Genomic DNA, 23611 nt, shown 5'->3' on the forward strand with positions numbered 1-23611 from the left:
AAAAAGACGTTTTTTTGTGATCTTAGTACTGGACAGACCAGGTTATGAAACTAAAGCCAATCCGTGCATTACGATTACGCCGAAGGTCAGTTTGCTCCTCATTCCTTGATATCCCTTGGGTTCGGCGTCTTGTTCGACTTTCCTCACGAGCTTTTCTGCATACCAAACAGCAAGGTACCCAATTGCTAATAGTAGGGTTGCGACTGCGTAATGTTTGTGGCCCTGCAGTAATGCGCCCCAAGCCAGTAAGACAAAAAGGTTGCTGAGAATTAATACATTTCGGCTAAGGCGATGGTAGTAATGCTCAATGCCATTACCCCAAAGGATGCCGGATAAAAAACTTAATATAACGGCGCTATATGCGATGAAAAATTGCTGACCACTTAAATTGAAGAGTGAGATGTCAGTGAAAATCAGCCCTAAACTAAACACAAATGGAACCAAGCCTAAGTAACCGAGTTGTAGCATGGTTGAGCGTGTTGTCATGGTCGTCACCTTATAATTGTTGCTCTATCATATTGGTAAGCGTAGTACTTGTCGGTGATGTGGAGCTTGGAAAAGTAGCAATAACTTTACCTTCAGAGCTAATTAGAAACTTGTAGAAGTTCCATTTTGGTTTTATGCCTGCTTGGTTAGTAATCTGGTTGAAGACTGGGTTCGCATCTACACCTAATACTGAAGAGCGAGCCATCATTGGAAAGGTTACCCCGTAATCGAGATAACAGACTTTCGCTGTGTTTGTTTCGCTTCCTCTATCTTGTCGAAAGTCATTGCTCGGGAAACCGATAACGGTGAAGTTTTGGTCTTTGTAAGTTTGATAGAGGGTTTCTAACTGTTCGAACTGAGGAGTGAAGCCGCACTGACTTGCTGTATTGACGACTAGTAGTGTCTTTCCCTTAAAGCTTTCGCATAGATCGACTTCTTCCGTTGAGTTTAACAACCTTTGCTTACCTTGAAGAATATCAGGGCACTCAGATGCAAGAGCAAGCGAATTCATGGAGAGAAAGCTAACGAGAGCGGCGAGTTTCAGTAATCCTTTCATGGTGTTGTTCCCCTTGTTTTCAATAAGTATAACTACTCAAGTGCAAAGAGGATCGATCAAAAAAGCCGCACAAATGCGCGGCTTTTTTCAAGAGCTGAGATCTGACTATGCCAGTTTCAACTCGAACTGGTTCAGGTACATTACCATGTCTTCAATCGTCAGTACCGGCATGTTGTGCAGGCGACCGAATGCTACGATCTCCGGTGCCTTTGCCATCGTGCCATCTGGATTGGTCACTTCACACAGTACGCCAGCGGGTTGAAGCCCTGCCATTTGCATCAGATCAATCGTACCTTCTGTGTGACCACGGCGAGTCATTACACCACCTGGACGTGCGCGCAGAGGGAATACGTGACCCGGGCGAGCAAGATCTTCCGGTTTTGCGTGCGGGTTTGCCGCCGTTTTAATGGTCGTTACGCGGTCTGCTGCTGAAACACCCGTTGTTACACCAACTTTCGCTTCAATAGAAACCGTGAATGCGGTTTGGTTTGCGCTGTTGTTGTTTACCACCATTGGAGGCAGTTCCAGTTTGTCTGCTTGAGCATCTGTTAAGCACAAACAAACGATGCCGCTACATTCGCGGATCATCAATGCCATTTGCTCGTTAGTGAGGTGCTCGACTGAATAAATGATATCGCCTTCGTTTTCGCGATCTTCATCATCAAGAAGCAGTACGCCACGGCCTTCTTTTAAAGCGATAAGTGCGTTTTCAACGCGAGTAATTGGGTCGCCGAATTCGGCAAGTAGTGATGACTGATTCATGGTTAACTCCTAAATTTCACCAGAATCAGGGCGGTATGAGAGATCGCCGTAAAATACGATCAAAAAGAAGTGCACCAGCATTCTTAGCGATCTGACTCGCTATGCTGGTGTATTCTTATTCTCTTTCATCCGGACTATAACCGTCGGCTCTGGCATCTCACCAGATCTGCTGACCTCGACGAATCGAGCGCTCGCGGGCTCACTTGAAAAAGTATACCGCCGGTGGGGAATTTCGCCCCGCCCTGAGAACAATTAAAAATGTACCACTTCATCCAAGTTGTGAAGAAGTGGAGCTAGGATAGTACTGCGAACTGAATAGCTTGGAAAGTCGATTCCATCTGTATGATGGAAAAGTGTGCTATCGACGGAAATAATCTGTGCGAATAAAGTGATCAATCTGCTGCGGCACGAAGGTGTTGTAAATCAGGCTCGTATGCGTTTGCTTCACTTCGATATGATCTTGCATACCGTCCAGTCTTGTCTCTTCTACGGTAACGGTACCGTCCGACATGGTGTTGTCATTACGGATCAACAATGGGCGAGCGCCAATCGGCATCGTTCCTGCGATACTGCCGAGTTTTTGAGGGAAATCCCAAGCGTCATCATGTTTGTTTAATCCGTGGTGTGGCGAATTGCCTAAAATTGCACCCAATCCGAGATCTTGAATTCGACCTACAATGGACGCGCCTTTCAGAGGCGAACCGATAGCGACAACATGAGAGATTAAGTTAGTGCTCGGTTTTCTGTTGGCGAGATAGCGCTTAATCATCAAGCCTCCCAAGCTGTGTCCCACGAGCACGTTTGTGGTCAGTGGATTAAGCGAATGATCAATAGAATCAAACAGTGAAGACTCATCGATAGCAACAGTGTTATAGCTGAGTACTTGCGTTTCGTATCCGAGTTTTCTCAGCTTTTGGCTAAGAGGCTGCATGACCAGCCCATGCATATAAAGACCATGTAAGATGATGATTTTCATAATACCTCCTAGATTTATGACGTTGTAGATATCCTACTCTAATTAACAAAGAACTACTTGCCCTTTGTGGTGCATATTTACGTTTTGCTGCAAAGTTTGATCGGTATAGCAAGCGACTCAGCCCAGTAAATCCTGTACTTGTTGTTGTAATTGATGACGATTTAAAGACGCAGGACTTAACACTTCACCGATAACAACATCCACTTTTGACCAAAAACGAGTCGGTCGTTTTGTGAGAGCATGTCCGCCTTTGTGGCTGAAAAAAGAACCCCAAAGCCCTTTTAACGCCATAGGGATGACAGGAACAGGGTTACGTTCAAGGATTTTTTCTACACCTGGGCGAAACTCACCCAATTGACCGTTAGACGTTAAACGACCCTCAGGGAAGATACAGACAACCTCACCGTCGTTAAGTGCTTGTTCAATCTGTTCAAATGCTCGTCGGTAAGTGTCGGCACACTTACGTGGAGAACAGATCGGGATAACACCGGCATGACGGAATACATATTTAAGAACAGGTAGCTCGCTGATGGACTTGTCCATCACAAAACGAACCGGGCGAGTAGAGGTTCCCATCAAAATCAATGCATCGACATAGCTAACATGGTTAGCCACGATTAACGCAGCACCTTGTTCAGGAATATGTTGGCGCCCCTTTACGTACACACGATACATACAATGGCTGAGTAAATAACTGATAAAGCGTTGTGTAAATTCCGGTACTTGGCGATAGACATAGATCGCCACGAAGAAGTTACCTATTGCCATCATGGCAAACAGTTCCACAATAGAAAGCTCCAGTACGCTGAGTACAACGATCGAAACCAAAGCAGACACCACCATAAACAACGCATTCATGATGTTGTTAGCAGCAATGGCACGTGCACACTCCCCTTTGTTTGAACGCGATTGGATGAACGCATAAAGAGGAACAATAAAGATACCGCCGCTTACACCAACAAGGAACAGGTCAATCATGACGCGTAGATGTTTTGATTCAGCAACGAAGTTTTGCACATCATAAAAGTGCACCGGAAGTGATAGATAACTTGGGACTGCCCATAGCAAGTCGACGCCAAAGACTGTCAGACCAAGGATACCGAATGGCAAAATACCAAGCTCAACGTGGTTGAAAGAAAGTTTTTCACACAACCAAGAGCCTGTAGCGATACCAATGGAAAACAATGCCAACAGTAAAGAAACGACAGTGCTATCTGCGAACAAATGTTCGCGTGCGAAGTTAGGGAATTGAGTTAGGTAAGTCGCACCCATGAACCAAAACCAACTGATGGCTAGAATAGACATCCAAATGCCTCTCTGCTTTTTTGCCACTTTTAACGTGTTCTTTAAACCAGAAATCGGTTCAAATTTCGCTTTGTCATTTGATTGGCTAGGCATCGCTGGAATATTCACGCTGCTCATGAACCCAAGCAAAGACAAGGCAATCACGGTACAAGAAGCAATCAAGGTACCATTAGGAATGGCTAGCAGCAGGCCTGCGCTAAGCGTACCTATAAGAATCGAAAGAAACGTGCCCATTTCAACCCAAGCATTTCCTTTAACAAGCTCATTTGGTTTGAGCGCTTGTGGTAGCAAGGCGTATTTCACGGGACCAAAATAGGCCGATTGAGTGCCTGTCATAAACAGCAGAACCAGCATCAGCATGGCACTTTGGGTGGCAATAGCGGTTGCTGCGCAAGACATGATAGCCAGCTCGATGAGCTTTAGACGTCGGATTAATTTGGCTTTGTCCATGCTGTCAGCGACGGCACCAGCATGCGCTGAGAATAGAAAGAAAGGTAGGATGAATAAGCCTGCCGCCAAATTAACGAATAGATTGACGGATATTGGTAGGTTATCAATTTGGCTGTATGTCACCATCAATAACAGAACGTTTTTGTAGATGTTGTCATTGAGTGCGCCAAGGCATTGCGTCACAAAGTAAGGAAAAAAGCGTTTTGAGAAAAACATACGGGCCCCGATTAAACAAAGTCGAATGAGATGGGAGCACTTTATGCTCAATGAACGATTAAACCAGCTTTCTCTTTCAAGTGACGTTGTATGCCACCAAAAGTAACGAAATTCGTTACTTTTATTTCCATTTGTTTATTGAGTTACTAATTGCGAGACTTATTGGTGAGTTTTCTTTCCCATGGTTCAAATAAAGGGAACGTCCAGCGACGCATCGCAATAATCAGAGAGGTGCCGTGTTTTTCGTCCATATCGAGAGAGCTATCACTTTGGCAAGCCTGATAAAACTCATCGATGACCTTTTGCAGTTTCTGTTGTAGCTTCTTGTTGGTTGGTACACTCATCAATCCTGTTGCCATGGAGAACTTTTCATCTTCACCAGAAAAGTAGCTTTGGAAAAAGGCGTCTTGAACTTGCTGTTGGAAGAACCGTTGAATAGGGCCGCCCATCTGCCACTTAAATGTCGGAGATATACGCAAACGAATTTTGTTATTTGGCTGCAAGTTGATGATGTTCAGACGATCCAAATGAGCAAGCTTTTGCACCAGTTCCAACTCATTGAAGGTGTATTGCTGAACGATTTGTTCAAACTGATAGCCATTTACAACACAGATTGCCACGAGTAGCAGGGCTTTATCGTTAACCAACTGCTTTTCTTGCTCTAACGTTAGCGACTCTAGACCTTTATTGTGCGCAGCCGCAAGCTTAAACAGTTCCGCCATTTCTAAACCAATCAATTGGCAAATGCGTTCTAAGCGTTCAAGACTAATGTGTTGACCTTCAGCGAGTAAACGTTTGACGCTTCCTTCACTTAAATCAAGGTGTTGTGCAACATCGGCATAATGCAGCCCAGCTAACTTTAGTTGGCGTTTAAGCTCTTTAATTAACGTATAGCTTTCTGACATTTACGCTGTTACCTCGTCGTGTAACTGCTCTAGGTACGTTTGCATAAAGGTTTTGCGTTTTTGCGCTTCGCGTCTTGCTGACTCTGTGTTCATGGTTTCAGCGATTTTGAATAACTTGGTTTGAAAGTGATCCAGAGTGAATTGTTTATCGTTAAGTTCACGTTCTTCGGCAAATATATCGCTGTCGTTGTAAAGTTGCGCGTTAAATTGAGTGCTGACTTGAATGCATCGCGTCACGCCAATTGCGCCTAAAGCGTCCAGACGGTCGGCATCTTGGACGATTTTAGCTTCCAACGTATTTGGCCTGATGTTTGCGCTAAAGCTGTGTGCCTCTATCGCATGAGCAATGGCATCATGATATTGCTGCGGATAATCGATACTCTCTAAAAATGCGACCGCTTTTTTGGCTGCGATGATTGAGCTCTCTTTGCGATTTGGGTGATCTTTCGGGTAAGTAAAGCAATCATGCAAATAGGCAGCCGGTAATACAATCGCGATGTCTGCATTTTCTTCTTTGCAGAGCTGTTTCGCTGTTTTGACCACGCGTTTTACGTGTTTAAGATCATGAGCTGCATCTACTTGCATCTCTTGCTGCATAAATTCCAAAAATTGCAGTTCTATCTGGTTTAATGACGTCATGGTTCATATCTACAACTAAAATGAAGTCAGAAGTATGCCCAACGCTTAGAATAATTTCCAAGTGCGATGGTGTAATTGAGATTCAGCCACCAGAACCTTGTGCAACGTTTGGTACTGAGCCGTTTTATATGGCCTTTCAATGTGTTCAGCGGTTTATGAGACAAGAATAGACAGAGCGAGCAGTGATGTTTACCAGTAGAAAAAAGGCCTGACGATGTCGTCAGGCCTTGCTCGTTTCGCCGATCTTTTTAGCGTTTGAACGTTACTTGCTCTGCTTGTTCAAGATGAATATGAGTCGTCGCAGGCTGTGTTTCTGCAATCACTTTACCGTGACGAACAGAGTAACGAACCGGCACTTGGCGACGTACTGCGTCAAAACCATTTTCTGCGGGAAGAATCAGTAAACTACCAGGTTTGCCTTCTTCTATGCCGTGCTTATCTTGAATGTTCAGTGTACGTGCTGAATTGGTGCTGATCAGATCCAGTGAGTTGTTGATTTGGTCGTAACCCATCACCTGGCACACGTGCAGACCCATATGCAGCACTTGCAGCATGTTTGCAGTGCCTAGTGGGTACCAAGGGTCAAATACATCATCGTGTCCAAAGCAGACGTTGATGTTGGCATTCAGCATCTCTTTCACTCGTGTTACGCCGCGACGTTTTGGGTAATCATCAAAACGGCCTTGTAAGTGAATGTTCACCAATGGATTTGCCACGAAGTTGATACCGGACATGCGTAATAAACGGAACAGGCGAGATGCGTATGCACCGTTGTAGGAACCCATCGCTGTGGTGTGACTGGCCGTGACTTTATTCCCCATATCAAACTTGTGCGCTAATGCTGCCAGTGTTTCAACGAAGCGAGATTGTTCGTCATCGATTTCATCACAATGCACGTCGATCAGACGGTCGTATTTTTGCGCTAATTCGAACACGTAGTGCAGCGATTCAATGCCATATTCGCGTGTGAATTCAAAGTGTGGAATCGCGCCAATCACGTCCGCACCTAATTTGACGGCTTCTTCTAGCAGCTCTTTGCCATTTGGGTAAGAGAGAATTCCTTCCTGCGGGAAGGCGACGATTTGGATATCTACCCACTCTTTCATCTCTTCACGCACTTCTACCATCGCTTTTAGGGCAATTAGGGTAGGGTCTGAAACATCGACGTGGGTACGAACGTGTTGTACGCCGTTTGCTATCTGCCATTTTAAGGTTTGTTTTGCGCGCGCTTTCACGTCTTTAATCGACAGCATTTCTTTGCGCTCAGCCCAACGTTCAATACCCTCAAACAATGTGCCAGAGATGTTCCAGCTAGGCTCGCCTGCGGTTTGAGTTGTATCTAAGTGAATGTGTGGCTCGCAGAAAGGCGCAACCGCCATACCACCTTCAGCATCGATGATGTCACCGTTATGACTAAGCTCCACATCGTTGCTTTCAATGCGCTTGAATTGACCATCTTCAATCAAAATTTGCTGCAGACCTTCTTGTCCTTTTAGCGTTACGTTTTTGATCAGTAGTGTTGTCATGATGGTTCCTTACGCTGGCTGTGTAGCCAGTGCTTTTTTGTTAAGAATAGGATTAAGAATCAGGAAGCTAATTGCGCCGCCAAGTACAGCGTTAATCGGCACTACGCCAGGCAGGAAGTGTCCCGCACCAACGCCAATCACGACAGCGATAATGCCAGCCCAGTTAACGTTTTGGAATTGGGCGGCTTCAAAGTTTGCGTAGCGTTTACGGTTCGTGAAGAAGTCAGCGATGATCACACCGCCAATCGGTGGAATTGCCAAAGATAAGAAGGTCAGCCAGCCAACAAAGTTATTGTAGAGCCAGAGAGCGCAAAGTGTGCCAACAAGACCGTTCGCCATCGAGATGTATTTACTTGGTAAGCCTGTGATGTTGGAAAATCCAAGACCTGATGCGTAGAGCGCGTTGTCGTTGGTCGTCCAGATGTTCAAGCCAAGAACGATGATAGCTGGAATAAGAAGACCTTGCGCGATCATCACTTCAGAGATGTCTGATTGACCCGTCACCGACGCACCTGCCGCGCCAAAGATAAACATTAACGAGTTACCGATGAAAAATGCCACCATGGTGATCATCACGGCGCTGCGCGGCTTTTTACCAAAGCGCACGAAATCCGCCGTTAATGTACCAGCACTGACAAAAGAGCCGACAACCATCGCGAGAGCTATTGAAAAATCGAGTGGCTCGGTTGGTTGAACTTGTTGTAGTTCGCCAATACCACCAACGCTATTTACTGCCTCGATGACAGAGTAGCCGCCAAGTAGCGCAATGGCAGGAACGGCAATTGCTGACAACACCATCAGTGCGGAGATGCCAAAGTAAACGGTCGCGGTCATGAGCAAACCGGATACAAGGATCAACGTGTTGGTATCGATGCCCGTTGCTTTATGCACCGGAATCGCAAACATGGCGACACCAACTCCAAACCACCCAACTTGAGTACCGCCAAGAAGAGCGGAAGGAAGCCAAGAGCCTTTAGAACCAAAAGAGAAACGAGCAAGAAGGTGGGTAGAGAGACCAGTAGAAGCGCCGATGTAACCGAGGAAAGAAGTGTAAATACCGAGGATTAGGTTACCGATGAGAACAGCGAGGAAAAAATCATTAAAGGAGAGCCCAGTACCGAGAGAACCCCCTGTCCACATACTTGCGGAGAAAAAAGTGAGTCCTAACATCACCATGGTTAGTGACGCCACGCCTTTTCTGGCCGTGTTGGGAACTGGTCCAAGACTGTAGTTATTGTCTCCAGCCATTATTGCCTCCGCACATTGAAATATTAAATTATAGCACCTGATTTTCAGGCAAACGGCGCGTATTATCGTGATGTAAATTTAATAGTCAATTATAAAATTGAAATTTAAACGTTTGCTTGGTTTTTTATATGTATTTTTTCTTTTAATAACAATGGTTTGGTTTTTAAATTCTAAAATTTGAAAGTTTGTTTTTACGTATTTTCTATGATTTATAGACAGGTTTTCTATGTGAAATTAATGTTTTGAATTGCTATTTGTTTTTATGGGTTAAATTTATCTATAACTCTGGATTGTTCAGTCGATTTCTATGAAAAGAAAACGATTTCATGATGAGGTTTTTGGTTTGGACGTTATTTGTTCTTTTCTTGGGTGTGTTTTCTTGGTTTTATTTTATGTAGGTGATTTATTTTTGTTGAAGCTGGCATTTCTAATGGCTTAGTGGGCGAATATTTGAATTTTATAAACAGTAAACAATCTGTTGTGGGTAAGAAAAGTACAACCGAGCTCGGTCAGAGGATAAGAGGGCAATAGCCACATAAAAAAATAGCCAACCGCAAAGAGTGCGATTGGCTTATATACATGTGAACAAAATCAAGTTCACTAACAACGTCAGTTGGCTAGGTGACCCTCGGCTTAAGAAGGGTCGATTTATATAATGCAGTTACTGTGCCAACTTTAATATGCCCTAAAATACGTAGTTTCTGTGACATGCGTTGCTTAAAGTTTGAGTATGTTTGCAATTTGCAACTGCGTTATGCAATTTGACTCTATTATGCTAATGATTGATTAATAAACAATGAACCTTTTAAAGCATGACTAAACTCGCCGTTCCTAAAAAGGCGAAAAAACCAACTACATCTGTCACTGTTGTTAGAATCACCGAGCCAGCCAAAGCGGGGTCCAATTTAAACTTATCCAGAATAATGGGAATCAGCACACCAAATAAAGCTGCGGTAATAATATTGACGATAATGGCCAGCGCGATGGTTCCCCCAAGAACCGGAGATTGAAACCACAATCCGGCGAGCCCGCCGATGATTAACGCCCAAGCAATGCCGTTCAGAGAGCCAATACCCAACTCATTTTTCAATAGCTTGAAACGGTTACCTGGGGTGATCTGATTAAGCGCCATCGCACGAATCATTAGAGTGAGCGTTTGGCTGCCAGCAATGCCCCCCATGGATGCAACAATTGGCATGAGCACCGCCAAAGCCACCACCTGCGCAATTACATCTTCAAATAGTCCGATAGTGACAGACGCCAAAATCGCAGTAAGCAAATTGATGCCTAACCAAACACCGCGCTTTTGCGAGCTTTTTAATACTGGCGCAAACAAGTCATCGCCTTCATCCATACCTGTACCGGCCATCAAACGTGCTTCGTAGATTTCACGCTGTGTACTCAATGCAAACTGCCAATCGACTTCACCTATCAGTGTTTGGTCTGCATCAGTTACAGGGAGAGCGGGCAGTGTGCTGTGTTCTAATGCCTCTACCGCTTCAGGAAGCATCATTTTACTGTCTAGAACCGTCACAGCCTCAATAACGAGTGTTTTTAAGCGAGTATCGGGGTCACCACGTAAGATATCGAAGTAATTGACCGTTCCACGATACTGTTTATTACGATTAATCAGATATACCTGTTGAGGCGTGTCGTAGCTATAGCGCTCCATTAACTGCTTAGCTGTCCCAATCGTAATGTTGAAGGGCAGGGTGATGATCTTACGTTCAGCCCAGTGGCCGAGTTCTTCATCAGCATACTCGTTTGCTTGATCGTAAAGTTCCAACTCATCTTTTTCTATCAACGAGAGCGCTTCGTTGATGATCGACTCTGGCAACGAATCGGCCCATTCGATGAGCGACAAGGTGTCGAGTTTAGCGAGAGTGAGTTTTAGCTCGACTTCAGATAACGCGTTGATGATAGAGAAACGTACGTCCGCACGCATTTCCGTTAACACGTCGATATGTAGCTCTAGTGGTAAAGCTCGCCATAAGCGAACACGATCGTCGATTGGAAAGGCTTCTAGAATCAGGGCAACCGCGCCGGGCTCGAGGCCCGCTTCAATAGATTCATTGAGCGTTGCGACTTGATCCGCTTCTTCGGCTTGGCCAATTTGCTGGATTAGAGTGGAGAGATCTTGAAACTTGCTCACCGAGTACCCCGATAGTTAATTCGTTTTATGGAAGTATGGCATGTTATTGAGATGCACAACTATGCATCTTAACCTTGCTCAAGGTACTTGAAAGTAACAGAAAAACAATAGGCTATTCGCTGTTGATGGTGAGATATGGCTGTACCAATTGGCGAATGTTCACTTTTGCGCCAATACGGGCTGCCAGCAAGTACATTCCGCCGATTTTTCTGTGCAAAAATAGGGCATCTGCTGGTGGAGTATGCCAGTATTCTTGCTCCATGCTTAGAATGGTGCCAGCCTCGCGAAGCTTTTGTGCTAAGCCGCTGGCTTTAAAGTCATAAGGCTCATCGACCAACATAGGTTCACATGCCATTTTCACTAGATCGAGAATCGCTTGGCGTTGGTCTGGAAGGATGGTTTGGCTGAAGAAGCCTATTTGTTCAAGCGCATCATTCAAGCCTTGTTCGTCATTGTTAACGACAGATGCGAAAGCTTGGCGATAACCAGTGCTGAACCGCTCGCTGTACTCGCGAGTGGCCCCGAAATCTAGCAAGCCGATTTGACGAGTGTTTTCGATATATAAGTAGTTGGCGAAATTTGGGTCGGTTTGTACCATCTTAAATTCGAACAGCTCCCTGAACAGTAATTCGAGTAGGCTGTGCATGACAAAATCCCGTGTACTCTGATCATAATGTTCGATTTTCTCAATCGGGCTACCATCAATGAATTCCATCGCGAGAACGGAGTCTGAGCAATTTTCAGTATGAATCTTCGGCACGACAAAATGAGGGTGCTCCTTCAAAGCGTCATGATAACGAATGGCAAATTGCGCCTCTCGTGCGTAATCGGCTTCATCATGTAGCTGCTTTTTCGCTTCTTCGAGCAGTCCTTTGTAGTCGACAGACTCGGGAATCAACCCAACGACCTTGAGCAGTGTACCGACATTATCGACGTCGCTATCGATACTTTTCCGTATGCCCGGATATTGCACTTTGACGGCTAGGTTATCGCCCGCATCGCTGTAGGCTTGGTGCACTTGTCCTATTGATGCACTGGCGATTGGTTTGAAGTTAAATGACAGAAACTCAGCTTTCCAATTCGTTCCCAGCGAACTTTCCATTACTGCGTTGAGTTGTTTTGCAGGCATTGGGTCTGCGTTGGAACGAAGACGGGAAAGAATATCGGCAAGTTCAGGTTCTAAAACATCACCAGCATCCATTGATAGCATTTGACCAAGCTTCATTGCAGCGCCACGCAGGTGAGCAAGTTGGTCAGTTAAGCGCGCGATGTTCTGTGGCGTCAGCAAGAGGTCTTTCGCTTTTGGTTTGTTACCTTTGGCTATCTGCTTCGTGCCTTCTGCAATCACATTGCCTGCGACACGGGTAGCAAGTGAAGCGAACTTGCTGAATCTTGAGATGCGATGGGTAGGTAGGCTTCTTTCCTTTGCCGACATGAATCTTCTCCGCTATTTACTAACTAATTGTTATACGGGAAAAGGATATGTTTGGATACAAATGAAAAGAAAACCGCCAGCGTAACTGGCGGTTTGCGAGTTTAGATAGAGTAGAAGAAGTACAGTTGAGACTTCATTCGGATGATGATCCCGCGAATCACATCTAAGAAGGCCATGAAGCCTATCGGTTTTTCACCGCTGACCCATGCGAGGCCAACAGAGCCAACAGGGATGTCGTAGCCTTCTGGCTCATCAATCTTAAGACGAACAAAGTGGTGTTTGTTCTGTAAGTTCTTTCCAGTGGTGACACGTACGGAATCATCGAAACCCAGTAGATTACCTTGTGACTCACCTGTTGCTTCAACAATGCCTTCGACGGTCGCTGAGAAGATCTTACCTGGGTAAACGGACGAAGAGAATTCCGCTGGCTGACCCGGTTTGATGTTACGAATCGCCTGGTGGTTGACTCGCATCAGCACGTACTTCTCGTTAGTGTACATGTTGATACGCGGCATCATCGATACACGCTGACCTTCACGCAGGATAAAGTTGGTGACAAAGCCATCTGTTGGGGCATGAACTTTTGTGCTATTCAAATCCCATTGCGCTTTTGCAACTTGCTCTTCAGCTTGGCGCAGTTCGGCTTGTTTGGTTTCAACTGCAAGTTCCGCTTTATGAATCGCCAGTTTTGCACGGGAAATATCGACTTGTTTCTTCTTGATTTGAGACTCAAGGGTCAACACGTTGTGACGTGCCATATCAACCGCACTCGATTGTTTGTCGATGTCGCTTTCCGTGATGGTGTTTTGCACCACTCGGTTTTGCTCAACATAACGATCTAGCATTTTTTTCTGCAATTTGTAGTCAACTTTGGCCGCTTCCAACTGGCTCTTTGATGTTTCTAGATCTTGCACTAGCGCTTCGTGATTAGCTTCTTCAATCTCGATGTCGCCTTTTGCTGTAGCTAATGCAACGCGAGCAGAATCAGCGGATACGTTCGCTTGATTTAATGCGATTTTGTATTGCGTTGGGTCAAGTTCATAAATGAGCTGACCTTCTTTAACTTTCTGATTCGGCTCAATGTAAATGTGGTCAACTTTACCTTTTACATTGGTTGAATCTGGACGCAATTGGATGTGTGGTGACTGCACGACAGAACCGCCGGATAAATCCATCGGGGTGAAGTTAATCAAACCTACCCAGACGAACATTAGCCAACCCAAGCCGCCAAGATAAGCGAACGATTTGGTTGCTTTGTTCCAAGGCATGCCAACCAGACGCAACAGATAGATGAAGAGTGCCCATACCGCTAAACCTTCTAACATTATGCTTCCTCTTTTGGCTGTGTTTCTGTTTGCGGTTTACTTTTCCATGTATCACGCAGATTGATGATGGCTTTTTCCATATCAACGAATGCAAAGATCACGGCTAGCACCCAAACCCAGTGCCAGACAAACCCTATCCAGGTAAGCGCAGTGATGAGCCCTATCTGATGATGGTCTTTGCTGTGTGCTTTATTGATAGGTAATTCATGGATTTTCCAAAAGCCGTAACACGCGCCCGCGACACTCGCGATTAAAACGACAGCAGCGACAACATGTAACGCCGTATCTGCGCCTGTACCGACAAATGGGACACTCAGTAAACTCATTAAACACTCCTCTATCAAACTGTTGGCGTATTGTGATCTGAATTTGATTTGCGGCTTTCTTTGTGACAGATTCAATCACTATAGGATTAAATTTGATGTAATTGGTCATGAAAACGGTTCGGTTTATTCGCGCGATGGGCATTCTAAACATGCATAACCTCGCGTTATCTAAATACAATTTGGACTCGGATGAGTTAGGGATCCCAGCATCGGTGTTTCGTAACCCAATGACACTGATCCCGCTAAAAGCCGTTGCGGAATGGTATCGTTGTGTTGAACAAGCTAGTGGTGACCCGGATGTGGTGTTGAGTCTCAGCCGAGGTATTGAACTGCAAAAGCTAGGGCCAGTGGGACGCTGGTTATTCTCCGGCAATGATTTAGCCAGTACCATTCGGCGAGTGAATTATGGTGTGAGCAACCTACAATCAGGGGCGTTTTTTGCTGGCGAACAGTCGGGTAAAATCATCAAATGGACTTACCACAACCCGTTTATAGAAACGTCAGTAAAGGTGCACGATAGTATCCGCTGTGCGGTATTTATGATTAAGGTGTTACGCGAATTTCTTGGCAAAGATTACCAGCCTTTACGTGTCAAGGTTTCAGGCTCGAGAAAAAATACTGAGCGATACCGGGAATATTTCGGCTGCGAGGTGGAATGGAGTCAGCCAAAAACAGAGATATGGATCCCGGGAGATGACCGACTAGCTTCTCGCCAAGTGAGCCATCGAGAAGACAGCCGTCTAGCGATGAGTTTTTCCGATTTGGATGATTTACTTAATATGCCCGATCCAGAAGACGAGTTGAAAGTGATTTATGAAGTGGTGAACTACAGCAGCCATTATGGATTGCCAACGTTAGAGCGCGTGTCTTCTCTGCTTGATTTATCTGAACAGCAGTTTCAACGTCGTTTGCATAAATTAGGGCTCAATTTTTCGACGGTTTCTGGCTATGTATTGAGTAATATTGCAGCTGGTTTGTTGAGTAAGCGCGTGAGTATTGATGACATTGCCACGCGCCTTGGTTACACCAATGTGGCGAGCTTCAATCGTATGTTTAAGAAACATCGTGGATTAACGCCCAAGCAGTATACGGGAAGATTAGAGAAGTAGTGCTCCACTTATCTCTATGAGTACAAGCAATAAAAGCCCTCAAAGTTGAGGGCTTTGTTATTTTTTTGTGTCGTTTTATGTGGTGGCTATTTCTTAGGACGCCAACTTAGTGCACTTGCAACAGCGCCGATGGCAATTACATCCTTTTTTTGTTCGCTAAGTTCAGGGAGCATCTGTACCGCAATGGTACCGTTCGTCTGCACTGCGGCAATTTCTTGTGTGCCCTCCTTAAAGCTATAACCCAATGGAATGTCTACCGCCATCATGGCGTCAGGACTAGTATGTACAGTTTCTACATTAAAGTGGGTGCTACCAATACGCACTACGCCTGTCTCTTTTTTCTCAAAGCTGATGTCGATGAGAGCGGATTTTGGCTCCATCGCAAACTCACCGACTTTTTTACCATCTTGAGTAATGTCACAGGTGTAAGGATCATTCCCACCAAAATCGACGCCCATGTAGTTAACCGACATACCGCCTCCAGTGCAGTTCAAAAGCCAAGTTTCCCCGCTGTCGATACGAGTCACTTCTGCGCCCATTGAACCTTCTTTGAAAGAGATACGGTTAAACCAACTTGAGTTAGAAGCACTGCGTGAATACTTGCCTTTGTACTTACCAGCAAAATCAAAATGGCCATCCGCACCGAATCCCCAAAAATCACCGTCGGTTTTGATCAGCATTTCTGGTTGTGCTTTTACGGCATCAGTACGATCCATGACGGCTAGGCCACCACAACCAACAAGGAGCAAGGGAGCGAATAAAATAAGTTTCTTCATGTTTTTCATTGTTTATAGCTTGGTTACATCTAGGGTTTGGTCGGTGAATTGGATGTTCTGAATGTCGTACAACTCGTCAGTGCCTGTATTTGGGCACTCAACAGAAACGCTCTTTGCTTTGATAACAGTACATTCCGCCAGTTTGTGTGGCACGATATAGGTGTTGATACCGCCTTCACCATAAATGCTGTTGTCTTTGCTGTTGCCTTCAAAAGTATTGTTTTGATCATTACCGATCACATTCATCGCGTCGTCGCCAATGATCTTCACTTTTGTTAACCACTGAGATTTGTAGGTGTACGCTTCTATCAAACCGTCTTTGTTGGGAGCCATACGGAAGGTAGGTACTGTGCCTGGATTTGTCTTTTCTGTGTAGAGCTTGACGCCCGCAGAGTCGATATTCGCGGTATATTGCAAGTATCCGTGGAATAAGCCACTGATCCAATCAACGGCTTGTGGATCTTGGGTTTGCATTTCTTCACGCGTTAACGCTTGGTAGCCATCTAAACCATGTCCGTTTGCTTTTGCTACACCCATGTAAGCTTCAAAAGCGGCAGCAAAATATTCGTGAGAATATGAAGGGCCCGTTTGTTTAACACTTTCAGGATCGAAGTCGTCCGATTTCCAATCGTCCCAGTCATACTGAGTAGGGCGCCACACCGTCGGTTTGCCCGATTTAATATCGTTATAGATTGTTAACGCATGAGCTTGAATGTCATTTTGCAGTGCCGCAGTCTCCGTGTTAGGTGCAATACCTTGCGCTTGGACCAAGTGTAAAATTTCTTCAAAAGCGGCGTCTCGTTCGGCTTTTTTGCCAAGATTGGCGCAGTAATCGGCAAAATTACTCATGTAATGGCAATCGCCTTCAACTGTCAGTTCTCGATACATTAAAGATTGGCTATTCCTTAGCCAGTTTGGTGTTTCTTTACTAGTTACTAATGTTGACGCGATAGATGTGACAAGTGTATCCATATCATCTTCGCTAAGTACCATCATGCTTACAACAAACTTTTCTAGAGAACTCGTATCAAAAGAGTGTGCTAAGCCCGAGTTTGCAACTGCATCGTTCAATTTGTCTTGGCGAATCAGTTCGTTGATAAAGATTTTGGTTAACATCTCATCATTCTGTTCGTCGTTTTCGGTCAGCATTAGTGTGGCATCACGCTCGGCTAATGTCTTAGCGATACGAGACTTGTCAGCACCGTACTTAGAGTCTGGTTGGTTTGTGAGAAGGTGTTGGATGATTTTGGCTGCACGAAAGATTTTTTCATTATTCGCACCGTCATCAACAGCCACAATGTGAAATGTATCGTTGTTGTTTGCTTCGGAAAGGGAGATTTTCACATAGTGGGTGAAGCCCGAATCAGCAGCCACTTTTAACTTGGCTGGAAACTCTGTAGAAACGACAGTTGGGATTGTGACAGTGCTCAATGTTGGCATTGGTGGTGGTGGAGGTGTTGTTTTCGATGGTTTCGGATTAGATTCACTGCCGCCACAAGCAGTTAGACTTATCGCGCAGAATATGGCTAAAGGTGTTAATTTGGAATATCTCATTTCATGTTACTCGTAGACTTTATTAGAGCAAGAAACTTAGAAGCAACATAAAGTCCTGTCTATATAAGCAAACTAAGTCATATATGTTGATATTATTTTTTGGTAAGACCTATTATTCGATATATTTAAAAATATAGTGGATTTTTATTCCGAATTTTATTTTCTATGTGAAGCTATATTCTGATAATGAATAAAACCTCAGGTTATTGCATGGCTTTAGGGGTATAGAATGATTAGGATTATCGTATATGTATGGTTTGTAAGCGTATGTAAGCCTGCGTTTTATTAAAATTATCATTTAAGTAGGTTGCGCAGTATAGGACGAGCGATATACTCCCTCCATCATATTGGTGGAGTAAATGATTCATGGTGGGTAATACAATCTTACTGGTAGAAGACGACTCAGAGATTGCTCGATTAACCAAAATGTACCTCGAAGCCGAAGGGTATACGGTAACTGTCATCGATAACGGTCAAAATGCATTAGAAACGATTAAGGGGCTCAAGCCGGACCTAGTGCTGTTAGATTTGATGTTACCAGGAAAAAATGGCGCAGAAATATGTCAAGAGGCGCGTAAGTTTTATCATGGTATTATCATTGTTTTGACTGCGACCGATGATGAAATGAGCGAGGTGAGCTTATTTAAGTTTGGTGCTGATGATTACCTTACCAAACCGATAAAAGGCAATATCCTTCTCGCCCGTATTGAAGCAGCGTTGCGTCGCTATTGTCGTCAAGTTGATATCGTTGAAGAAGAAAAGCTGAGCCGATATGGCATTAGTCTTTGTCTTCGTCGCTCCCAAGCATTTTATTTGCAAAAAGATATTGGTTTAACGAGTTCTGAGTTTGAAATTTTAGAGCTCCTGATGCTGAATGTCGATAAGCCAGTATCTCGTGAATCATGTTGCCGTCTTGCCCGAGGCATTGAATACTGTATTACTGATCGTTCGATTGATATGCGTATATCCTCACTAAGGAAGAAATTCTCTAAGGCTCATATCCATACGGCTACCATTAAAACCATACGTCACCACGGCTACATGCTGACAGGTAAATGACGCATGTTTTCCCTGTTTACTCGTCTATATGTGGGGTTAGTAACTGGCCTTGCGCTGACTGTTGCTTTGTTTCTCTTTATGGGGGAAGAGTACATGCGCAAAACAGAAGTCGGTGTTTTTTTGAGTGACGGTGCTTATTTTGTCGATCAATACATTGAGCAACGAGGCACTCCGGATTCTCTCTACAAGAAGTTAACCGAAAACGGCAAGCAAGATTTCTTTATCTTTGATTTAACATTGGTTGAAAACTGGGACGGATCACCGCCTTGTCGAGATTGTAATCTGCTGTACCGTATGCAAGGGATACCTGTTTATCTTATTGATGGCAGTACCTATGCTGCGGTATTCCCTTTGCCTAACACTTCGAAGAGTTTAGTTTTCAAAGAAAAAACGGATTTCTTTAGCCCACACGTTGATTGGAATGAAGATTCTGAGATTGTATTTATACTTACTCTGCTTTTGGTTGTTGTATGCAGTTTAGGCATTATGGTTTACATACCTGTACGACGTCTTGACCGCCAAATTCGGCAACTAACGGCTGCGCAACAACAATTTGGTTCTGGTGAGTTGAATACGCGAGTCGATCTAAAGCAATTTTCGCAACCCGTGAAAGAGCTCGCCCAAGGCTTCAACTGCATGTCTGAAGAGATTGAGAGACGAGTGCGCCAAACACACATCTTTACTCAAGCTATTCCTCATGAAGTGCGCACTCCGCTGAGTCGTATTCAGCTAGCGACGGATTTAGCTCGACGCACGAGTGGTGAAATGCAGGCAGAGTTACATGACGATATTGAACGATACGTTGATGTAGTGACGGATTTAACATCCGACATCGTCATGCTGTCTCGCTTGAGTGTGAAAAACCACTCATGGATCGATTCTGTTGAAACCATGGAACTGCCACTTTGGTGTAAAAGCCGCATGAATTACCTAGGCTTAGAGTCCGCCATGTTGAGAGCAGAAAATGAACTCGCGAACCAATTGATTCACTTTCAGCCTACTTTGGGTAACCTCGTCCTCGATAATTTACTGCAAAACGCCAAGCGTTACGGTGAATCCTGCGTTGAGGTGACGATTCGAACGGTAGCGGATTGCTGGAGCATCGATATTGAGGACGATGGTCCGGGCATCCCTGAGGCGATGCGAGAAGAAGTATTTATGCCATTTTCGCGCTTAGACAAAAGCCGCAACGCCGACATGAAAGGCTTTGGTTTAGGGCTTGCCATCGCTACCAGTGCAGCGCGGCAACTGGGGTGGGAGCTTTCTGTCGGCGAGAGTTACTTAGGCGGCGCACGTTTTACGGTGCTTATTCCTGCCAACGGTTAGAGTAGGCACTGCGGTAGTCTGGCTCTGCGATACCTTCATACAAATCGTCACAAGCTTGCAGCGGACCTACGACGGTTTGGTAGGGTAGGACACCTGCCCAAACAGGGATGTCCATGTCTTCCGCATCGTCGTTGACGCCAAAATTGCTGATTTTCACCGATGCTTCTGTGAGTGGAATACGCAGCAGCATGGTGGCTTTGAGTTCTTTTTCATTACTCAAACGGACTTGTTCTGTTCTCCCCGGAGCGATCTGTTCAATAAAGTGATTCAGCAACCTGTCTTTCTCTTGGTTATCTTCCACCACCTCAAACTGGCCAAAGACCACAGCACTGCGATAATGCGCACTGTGGTGAAACGCACTTCGAGCCAATACCCAACCATCAAACAAAGTAAAGGTTAAGCACGTTTGCACTCCTTGTTTGAGTGAGCGTAACAGTCGACTGTTGTTGGCACCATGGATATACACGTAATCATCGACGCGCCATGCCAGCATAGGGATGACCACAGGGCCTGACTCGTTGGTTATCGCAATATGAGCGATTAGGCTTTCATCTATGATGGCGTGCAGTTTGCTAACATCAGAGACGGCTTTATGTGCGCCTTTTTTAATTTCCGTTCTATTGGTGTTGGATAGCATTTTCTCTCCTTGCTTGCTCACGATTACGAGCGATTTATTCTCATTCTTTGATTGCAATGTAGCGTTTAACTGGTAGCTTAAAGAGAGCCAGTTTTAACTAATGGATGGATCCAGTTTGTCTTTGATTGATATCGGTGACCTACATTTAAAAGACAGTGAAGGAACGCGCCAGCAAGCGTTGTTTTTTGCTATTCGCAAGAAAATTGTTCAAGGACTGTGGATGAAGAATGGGAAGCTGCCTTCTACGCGGAAGCTTTCACAAGAGCTTAATCTAAGTAGGAATACCGTGATTTCTGCCTACGAACAGTTAGTGGCGGAAGGGTACTTGAACAGCCAAAAAGGTTCTGGTTTTTATGTTGCCGTAGAACTGCCAGAGCAGTACTTGCCTGAACCTAGTTCAGTTCAGAGAGACTCATCACCGAAAGCTCACTTTGATATCAACCGCGCATTTGCACCGGGTGTACCGGATTTGGACGCATTTCCGATGGCGCAATGGCAAAAGTTACTCACTCGCCATATGTCTCGTACTTGCTTGTTGGGGAACCAAGATATTCAGGGCAGTTGGACATTACGCTGTGCTTTAGCTGACTACCTTGCATCTAGCCGTTCAGTGAATTGTTCTCCAGAGCGCATCATTATTACCTCTGGGGCGCAGCAAGCGTTGTCGATTGCGACGATGGTAGTGCTCAAACAAGGTGATAAGGTTCTGATGGAGCAACCAGGTTACGCGCAAATGCGGAAGTTGATTCAATTCCAGCAGTATAAATTTGAGCCTTTATTCGTCCGAGAGAAACTAGGCTTTGATGTGGAAGCTGTGACCACAAGCGATGCCGATGCCCTGTATATCACCCCAAGCAATCAATATCCGATGGGCACCACACTCAATACTGAGCAAAGAGGGAAGATCATCAACTGGGCAGTCGAACAGTCACGTTGGATCATCGAAGACGATTATGACAGCGAATTCCAGTTTGCTCATCGTCCCTATACCAGCTTACAGGGGCTAGCAGCTCAAATGGGTCGAGATGATCGTGTGTTGTATGTGGGTTCCTTCAGTAAAGTGATGTTTAACGGATTGCGGCTTGGCTACCTTGTAGTTCCTGAACGTTTAGTAGAGCAATGCTTAGTGGTTAAGGATGCGTTAAGTGGTGATTCGCCGACGCATACACAAGAAGCATTGGCAGACTTTATTACTGAAGGTGGGTTATTACGTCATATTCGAAAAATGCGTCGACTGTACAAAACTAAGCATGAACAGATGCATGTATCCATTCAACAGCATTTTGGCGACCGTGTTTGCGTCGTTAGCCAAGCGGCGGGGCTTCATGTTACGTTGAAATGGCAAGACGGTATGGATGAGCAGCGTTTTATAAAACTAGCAGAGCATGAAGGGATCATCTTGCGACCTTTGAGCTATTATGAACACCCAGATTTTCAAGCACGTCACTGGCATGGTGCCGTGCTTGGTTACGGCAATATCGCGTTAGAGAACATAGACGCTGGTATCCAACGTTTAGCTCACATATTTCGAAATGGGAAGCGATGACTATTCAACTACACGTGTTTGTCGCTTATGTCGCCACTGTTTCCAAGGCAGTAAAAGTAGAGTAAAAATGCCAAGTGCATAAAACATTGACCAGCCTAAACATATAAAAACACCGGTACAAAGCAGTAGGGACAGTCCCGCAAGTGTTTTACCAAATCCTCGAAGCAATTTGAAAGCGGCTAACATCGCCAACATGTAAACCAGAACGAATACACTGTTTGCGAGTTTTAGGAAAAACTCCAGATCGAGCTGTGATAGGGTTCCGATCACACAAGATATCAATAATATGCCGCCAACTAATATGGTGGCTGAGAAAGGGACACCACGACGCGAAATCTTGGCTAGTGGACTAGAAGGACGATGTTCCCGAGCTTGAGCCCAGACCATTCGCGCTAGGCTCTGTGTGTATAAGTTAACGCTCGCGAAACAAGCGGAGAAACCTATCAAGCTGATTATCCATTTGGCTCCATCGCCTAGTAGTTGGGCACTAAGCCAGGGGATGGATGCGTTATCAAATTGAGCGTTACCATACGCGCCAAATTTTAAAATAACGACAGAGCATGCCCAATAGGTAGCCCCTGCTACAAAACAACCGACCACAATGGCAATAGGGAAATCTCTTTGAGGGTTTTTGAACTCTTCCCCCATATGGGCAAAAGCCTCTATGCCAACAAAACACCAGAACATCACGCCTAACGCTGCGGTAATAGGCCAAATTGACTCTTGTGTGATGGCGGGCATCACAAGATCGGCGCTGTTAACGTCGCCTTTCCATAAAAATGCGCCAACAAGTGCGAAGACACTCAAAGCAATAAGAGTTTGTAAATGACCTGATGATTTTGTGCCCATCAAGTTGACGAACACAAGAAGTACTACCGTGAGAACTTGTGCAAACAGATTGTTGCTAATAGGCTCTGGCAATATTTGTTGTAGGAAGCCTGCGGCGAGTGCAATCGCGGCCGGAACCCCTACCGGAATGACACTAACAAATAGCCAAGCGACACTACTTTCCAGTTTGGCGTTAAAGGCTTTGCGTACAAAAAAGGCTGTTCCGCCCGCGTTGGGGTATCGTTTACCCAGTTGAGCAAAAGTCAGCGCAATAGGACAAATCGCGATGAACAATAAAATCCAAGCCCATAGTGAAAAATGGCCAGCTATACCTGCTGCGATAGCCGGGATCATAAACAGCCCAGTTCCCATTAATGTGGTGGATAACTGTGCGATACCTGATGTGAGTGAAATGTCTTTTTTGAGCTCTTCCATGCGAATTGATTCATCCAATGTTATGAGGCTTATT

The 23611-nt window shown here is 45.0% G+C and carries 21 protein-coding genes and 1 riboswitch; of the genes, 4 read left to right on the forward strand and 17 right to left on the reverse strand.

Annotation, left to right across the window (positions count from 1 at the left end; all coding sequences use genetic code 11):
• Window positions 1-42 precede the first annotated feature (42 nt).
• From R7P69_RS05635 to R7P69_RS05695, 13 genes are all read right to left on the reverse strand, one after another.
• Complete coding sequence (locus R7P69_RS05635; protein ID WP_017819861.1) at window positions 43-486, reverse strand: DUF3429 domain-containing protein; 444 nt, start codon at window positions 484-486, stop codon at window positions 43-45.
• Between the two features lie 10 nt (window positions 487-496).
• Entirely contained in the window at window positions 497-1042 is a 546-nt protein-coding gene (locus R7P69_RS05640; protein WP_033906358.1) for a glutathione peroxidase, read from the reverse strand.
• A gap of 105 nt (window positions 1043-1147) precedes the next feature.
• The gene (gene ribB, locus R7P69_RS05645) at window positions 1148-1804 is read right to left on the reverse strand and encodes a 3,4-dihydroxy-2-butanone-4-phosphate synthase (protein ID WP_005373655.1); all 657 of its coding nucleotides are present in this window, start codon (window positions 1802-1804) and stop codon (window positions 1148-1150) included.
• A gap of 113 nt (window positions 1805-1917) precedes the next feature.
• Window positions 1918-2058, reverse strand: a riboswitch (FMN riboswitch).
• A 104-nt stretch (window positions 2059-2162) separates the two neighbouring features.
• The gene (locus tag R7P69_RS05650) at window positions 2163-2780 is read right to left on the reverse strand and encodes a hypothetical protein (RefSeq protein ID WP_005373653.1); all 618 of its coding nucleotides are present in this window, start codon (window positions 2778-2780) and stop codon (window positions 2163-2165) included.
• 117 nt (window positions 2781-2897) lie between these two features.
• Window positions 2898-4751, reverse strand: coding sequence for an MFS transporter (locus R7P69_RS05655; RefSeq protein ID WP_238952747.1), 1854 nt, complete (start codon window positions 4749-4751; stop codon window positions 2898-2900).
• A 146-nt stretch (window positions 4752-4897) separates the two neighbouring features.
• The gene (locus tag R7P69_RS05660; RefSeq protein WP_047102733.1) at window positions 4898-5656 is read right to left on the reverse strand and encodes a helix-turn-helix domain-containing protein; all 759 of its coding nucleotides are present in this window, start codon (window positions 5654-5656) and stop codon (window positions 4898-4900) included.
• On the reverse strand, window positions 5657-6295 hold the full coding sequence (locus R7P69_RS05665) for an HD domain-containing protein (protein ID WP_238952746.1): 639 nt from the start codon (window positions 6293-6295) through the stop codon (window positions 5657-5659).
• Between the two features lie 248 nt (window positions 6296-6543).
• Window positions 6544-7821, reverse strand: a complete 1278-nt coding sequence (locus R7P69_RS05670) for a cytosine deaminase (protein ID WP_238952745.1) — start codon at window positions 7819-7821, stop codon at window positions 6544-6546.
• Window positions 7822-7830: 9 nt separating this feature from the next.
• Window positions 7831-9069, reverse strand: coding sequence for a cytosine permease (codB, locus tag R7P69_RS05675; protein WP_047101164.1), 1239 nt, complete (start codon window positions 9067-9069; stop codon window positions 7831-7833).
• 805 nt (window positions 9070-9874) lie between these two features.
• Entirely contained in the window at window positions 9875-11221 is a 1347-nt protein-coding gene (locus R7P69_RS05680) for a magnesium transporter (protein ID WP_238952744.1), read from the reverse strand.
• A gap of 112 nt (window positions 11222-11333) precedes the next feature.
• Window positions 11334-12656: an ABC1 kinase family protein gene (locus R7P69_RS05685; RefSeq protein ID WP_238952743.1), complete on the reverse strand. Its 1323-nt coding sequence runs from the start codon at window positions 12654-12656 to the stop codon at window positions 11334-11336.
• Window positions 12657-12757: 101 nt separating this feature from the next.
• Complete coding sequence (locus R7P69_RS05690; RefSeq protein ID WP_054574581.1) at window positions 12758-13981, reverse strand: HlyD family secretion protein; 1224 nt, start codon at window positions 13979-13981, stop codon at window positions 12758-12760.
• Window positions 13981-14307 (reverse strand): MFS transporter, encoded by a 327-nt coding sequence (locus R7P69_RS05695; RefSeq protein WP_017635162.1) that lies wholly within the window; start codon window positions 14305-14307, stop codon window positions 13981-13983. Before R7P69_RS05695 ends, R7P69_RS05690 begins: the two co-directional genes overlap by 1 nt.
• A 107-nt stretch (window positions 14308-14414) precedes the next feature.
• Between R7P69_RS05695 and R7P69_RS05700 the strand changes: the two genes are divergently transcribed.
• A complete protein-coding gene (locus R7P69_RS05700) occupies window positions 14415-15416 on the forward strand; it encodes an AraC family transcriptional regulator (RefSeq protein WP_053304538.1) in 1002 nt (333 codons plus the stop codon).
• Window positions 15417-15502: 86 nt separating this feature from the next.
• Here the strand turns inward: R7P69_RS05700 and R7P69_RS05705 are convergent, their stop codons facing one another.
• Window positions 15503-16192 carry a hypothetical protein gene (locus R7P69_RS05705; protein WP_080276951.1) on the reverse strand — a complete coding sequence of 230 codons (690 nt, stop codon included), beginning with the start codon at window positions 16190-16192 and terminating at the stop codon, window positions 15503-15505.
• A 12-nt stretch (window positions 16193-16204) separates the two neighbouring features.
• Window positions 16205-17746, reverse strand: coding sequence for a hypothetical protein (locus tag R7P69_RS05710; RefSeq protein ID WP_213907771.1), 1542 nt, complete (start codon window positions 17744-17746; stop codon window positions 16205-16207).
• Window positions 17747-18112: 366 nt separating this feature from the next.
• On the opposite strand from R7P69_RS05710, the gene R7P69_RS05715 reads away from it, so the two are divergent.
• The gene (locus tag R7P69_RS05715; RefSeq protein ID WP_005373624.1) at window positions 18113-18805 is read left to right on the forward strand and encodes a response regulator transcription factor; all 693 of its coding nucleotides are present in this window, start codon (window positions 18113-18115) and stop codon (window positions 18803-18805) included.
• A 3-nt stretch (window positions 18806-18808) separates the two neighbouring features.
• A complete protein-coding gene (locus R7P69_RS05720) occupies window positions 18809-20131 on the forward strand; it encodes an ATP-binding protein (protein ID WP_053307230.1) in 1323 nt (440 codons plus the stop codon).
• Here R7P69_RS05720 and R7P69_RS05725 read toward each other — a convergent pair.
• Entirely contained in the window at window positions 20112-20768 is a 657-nt protein-coding gene (locus R7P69_RS05725; RefSeq protein ID WP_167416153.1) for a pyridoxamine 5'-phosphate oxidase family protein, read from the reverse strand. The two genes, R7P69_RS05720 and R7P69_RS05725, sit on opposite strands and share 20 nt — an antisense overlap.
• 100 nt (window positions 20769-20868) lie before the next feature.
• Here R7P69_RS05725 and R7P69_RS05730 point away from each other — a divergent pair, with 100 nt between their 5' ends.
• Entirely contained in the window at window positions 20869-22314 is a 1446-nt protein-coding gene (locus R7P69_RS05730) for a PLP-dependent aminotransferase family protein (RefSeq protein ID WP_053307231.1), read from the forward strand.
• Here R7P69_RS05730 and yjeH read toward each other — a convergent pair whose 3' ends face one another.
• The gene (gene yjeH, locus R7P69_RS05735; RefSeq protein ID WP_017635168.1) at window positions 22315-23577 is read right to left on the reverse strand and encodes an L-methionine/branched-chain amino acid transporter; all 1263 of its coding nucleotides are present in this window, start codon (window positions 23575-23577) and stop codon (window positions 22315-22317) included.
• Between the last annotated feature and the right edge of the window lie 34 nt (window positions 23578-23611).

Source organism: Vibrio sp. 661, from assembly GCF_033339315.1.
Taxonomy (GTDB): domain Bacteria; phylum Pseudomonadota; class Gammaproteobacteria; order Enterobacterales; family Vibrionaceae; genus Vibrio; species Vibrio alginolyticus.